At 75.2% G+C, this 3183-nt stretch carries 4 protein-coding genes; all 4 read left to right on the top strand.

Features of this window, described 5'->3' with window-relative positions; genetic code table 11:
• On the top strand, positions 1-188 hold a 188-nt coding region (locus tag MCAG_RS33225), incomplete at its 5' end, for a hypothetical protein (RefSeq protein ID WP_198141465.1).
• Between the two features lie 56 nt (positions 189-244).
• Positions 245-655, top strand: coding sequence for a hypothetical protein (locus tag MCAG_RS01500; RefSeq protein WP_007071230.1), 411 nt, complete (start codon positions 245-247; stop codon positions 653-655).
• Between the two features lie 188 nt (positions 656-843).
• Entirely contained in the window at positions 844-1410 is a 567-nt protein-coding gene (locus MCAG_RS01495; protein WP_007071229.1) for a GNAT family N-acetyltransferase, read from the top strand.
• Between the two features lie 388 nt (positions 1411-1798).
• Positions 1799-3183 (top strand): amino acid adenylation domain-containing protein (locus tag MCAG_RS01490; RefSeq protein ID WP_007071228.1); only part of this gene is annotated, 1385 nt, incomplete at its 3' end.

Genomic DNA, 3183 nt, shown 5'->3' with positions numbered 1-3183 from the left:
CAGGGCTGGCGGTGGAGGTCACCGACCAGGGGTTGGACTGCGCCCGGCGGGACTGGTCGATCATGCTCACTCCCGCCGGGGCCGGCGTGCTCGGCGTCGTGGAGTACTCGACGGAGTTGTACGACGAGTCGACCGTCGCCGAGCGGTGCCGCCGCTACGTCGAGATCCTCGTCCGGGCCACCGGATAGACCCCGGGCGGCCACCGTGGACGGTTCTTGTCATACCCCGGTAGCAGTATGGAGTCATGGCTGCCCCCGCCCTGTCCCACGAGCCCACCCCGCCGCGTGCCGTGCCGCTGCGCGAGGCCCGCACCCGGCTGACCCAGCTCATCGCGATGGCCGAGCTGACCGACATGGTCACGATGGTCACCCGCGACGGCGACCCTCGCCCGATCGCCGCGATCGTGCCCGCCTCCGCCGCCCGCACGGCGGCGCAGGCGCGGGCCGACGCCGACCGGCTCGCCACGGTGACCGCCGGGTGGGCCCGCCGTCTCGACGAGTCGCACCGGCAGAGCAGCCGGCGGCACGCCGCCGAGCTGCGGGCCGTCACCGAGGCGCTCGCCGAGGTCTGGGCCGAACTCGACCGCCGGGTCACCCCCGGCAGCGACCCGGGCCTGGCCCGGCTCCGCGCCGCCCACGCCGACCTGCTGCGCTGACCGAAAGGCTGGCCCGCGCCGATCTGCCGCGCCGCGCTCCTGCGCTGACTGACGCCACGTGAGCTGACCCTCGCTCACCGCGTGGTGAGGCCGGGCGGCCCGGTCGGGCGGCCCGGGTGTGTCCGGGTGGCCGGCGTATGGTCTGCTGAGCCGATTCGCTCGCCCGCCCCGCAGCCTCGGGAGGCCCGGTGTTCGCTCGCTTCCTGACCGCCGACGCCGAGCTGCGTGCGCTGGAGCCGTGGCGGGCCGAGGAGTTCCTCAGCCACCTCGACCGGGCCCGTGACCACATCGCGCCCTGGGTGGGGTCGTCCTTCGTGGCCACCGACCTCGCGTCCGCGCGGGCCGTCCTGCAACGCTACGCCGATTTGTGGGCCCGCGACGCCGGCGGGATCTGGGGCATCTGGCTTGCGGGTCCGGCCCCGCAGGGGCCGACGCTGGTCGGCGGGGTCATGTTCGTCGCGTTCGACACGGCGCTGGGCAGGTGTGAGGCGGGCTGCTGGCTGGAGCCGGCGGCCCAGGGGCGGGGGCTGATCACCCGCGCCGCCGGCGTGATCGTCGACTGGGCGGTGCGGGAGCGGGGCATCCACCGGGTCGAGTGGCGGACGGACGCGCGCAACACCCGCAGTGTCGCCGTCGCCCGCCGGCTGGGCATGCGCCGCGACGGCACGCTGCGCCAGGCATCTCCCGGGCCGGGCGGGCGCATCGACATCGAGATCTGGTCGGTCCTCGCCGACGAGTGGCGGCGACCGGCCTGACGGCTTCGCGCGGCGGGGCCGGGTCCGCCCGGGGGCCTGGCGGTTACCCGACAGCCTCGGGCCAGCCGGGCCGGCCGCTGGTGGACCCTCCTGGCGCATCGGCCCTGTTCAACGCTTTTTCGGCCCGACGCGCAGTCGCATAACGGACCGACCTCGCCGGTTCGCGTTTCCGTCCCCTGTGTCCCACATCTCGGGAGGGCGCTTGGCATTCCCGTCGGCGCTCGTGAAACCTCTCAGCGGAGAGCAATCGATTGATCGCTGTAAGTGGCAGAGCGTGAGGGGCCCGGAGCGCTGACCTGCCAAAGGGTCATCCCGGGCGCACGTACCGTTACGATCTTGGGGGCCGTTCGGTGTCTGGCTGCACGCGTACGACGAATCGCGGGCGGAAGTGACCATCTCCGCCCGGCCCGCCGGGCCGGTGCGCCGGGCCATCGCACCCCGCGTCTCCGGTGTCCTGCTCACCGGCACCTGCCTGCACCACCTGGTCGAGGCCCAGGTGGAGCGGACCCCCGACGCGGAGGCGGTGCGCGCCGGCGACCGGGCGCTGACGTACCGGCAACTCGACGAGGCGGCCAACCGGCTCGCCCGGGTCCTGCTGGCGCACGGCGTCACCGGCCAGCACCGGGTCGGGGTCTGCCTGCCCCGCGACGTCGACCTGGTGGTGGCCCTGCTGGCGGTGCTCAAGGCCGGCGCGGCGTACGTGCCACTCGACCCGGCGTACCCGCCTGCGCGCGTGGCGTTCATGACCGAGGACTCCGGTGCCCGGGTGGTGCTCACCCGCACCGGCCTGGCCGACCGCTTCGGCCCCGCCGCGTTGCCCCTGGACGCCCTCGACGTGGCCGGACAGCCGGCCGACCGCCCCGAGGCGGACGCCGACGCGGCCGGGCTCGCCTACGTCATCTACACCTCCGGCTCCACCGGCCGGCCGAAGGGCGTCGCCATCGAGCACCGCTCCGCCTCGGTGCTGATGGGCTGGACCCGGTCCGCCTTCTCCGCCCAGGAACTGAGCGGCGTGCTGGCCGCCACCAGCGTCTGCTTCGACCTGTCGGTGTTCGAGATCTTCGGCCCGCTGTGCTGGGGCGGGCGGGTGGTGCTGGTCGACAACGTTCTCGCCCTCGCCGACCCCGACGCCGCCGGGCTGCCGGTCACCCTGGTCAACACCGTCCCCTCGGCGATGAGCGAACTGCTCGCCGCCGACGCCCTGCCGGCCGGCGTCCGCACCGTGTGCCTGGCCGGCGAGCCGCTGACCGCGGCTCTCGCCGCCCGCGTCCTGGCCCGTCCCGGGGTTCGCCGGCTGCTCAACCTCTACGGCCCGTCCGAGGACACCACCTACTCGACCTGCGCGGAGATCACCGCCGACGGGGGCGTCCCGCCGATCGGCCGACCGCTGCCGCACACCCGGGCGTACGTGCTGGCCGCCGACGGCGTGCCGGTGCCGCCCGGCACGGCGGGGGAGCTGTACCTGGCCGGAGCGGGCCTGGCGCGGGGCTACCTCGACCGTCCGGAGGAAACCGACGCCCGGTTCCTGCGCGACCCGTTCCGCCCCGGCGAGCGGATGTACCGCACCGGAGACCGGGTCCGGCTGCGCCCCGACGGGCAACTGGAGTTCCTGGGCCGCCTCGACGACCAGGTGAAGCTGCGCGGCTACCGCATCGAGCTGGGCGAGGTCGCCGCGGCCCTGGCCGACCTGCCGGGCGTACGCGAGGCCGCCGCCGCGGTGCGCACCGGGCCCAGCGGCGTACCCCTCCTGGTCGGCTACCTGGTCGGCGCGCG

This window comes from Micromonospora sp. ATCC 39149, from assembly GCF_000158815.1.
Classification (GTDB): domain Bacteria; phylum Actinomycetota; class Actinomycetes; order Mycobacteriales; family Micromonosporaceae; genus Micromonospora.
This window is presented reverse-complemented; position numbering and strand designations above follow the sequence as displayed.

Bases quoted from the DNA above. Each gene is read 5' to 3' on its own strand.
- MCAG_RS01500 (WP_007071230.1), top strand. From the start codon at position 245: ATGGCTGCCCCCGCCCTGTCCCACGAGCCCACCCCGCCGCGTGCCGTG.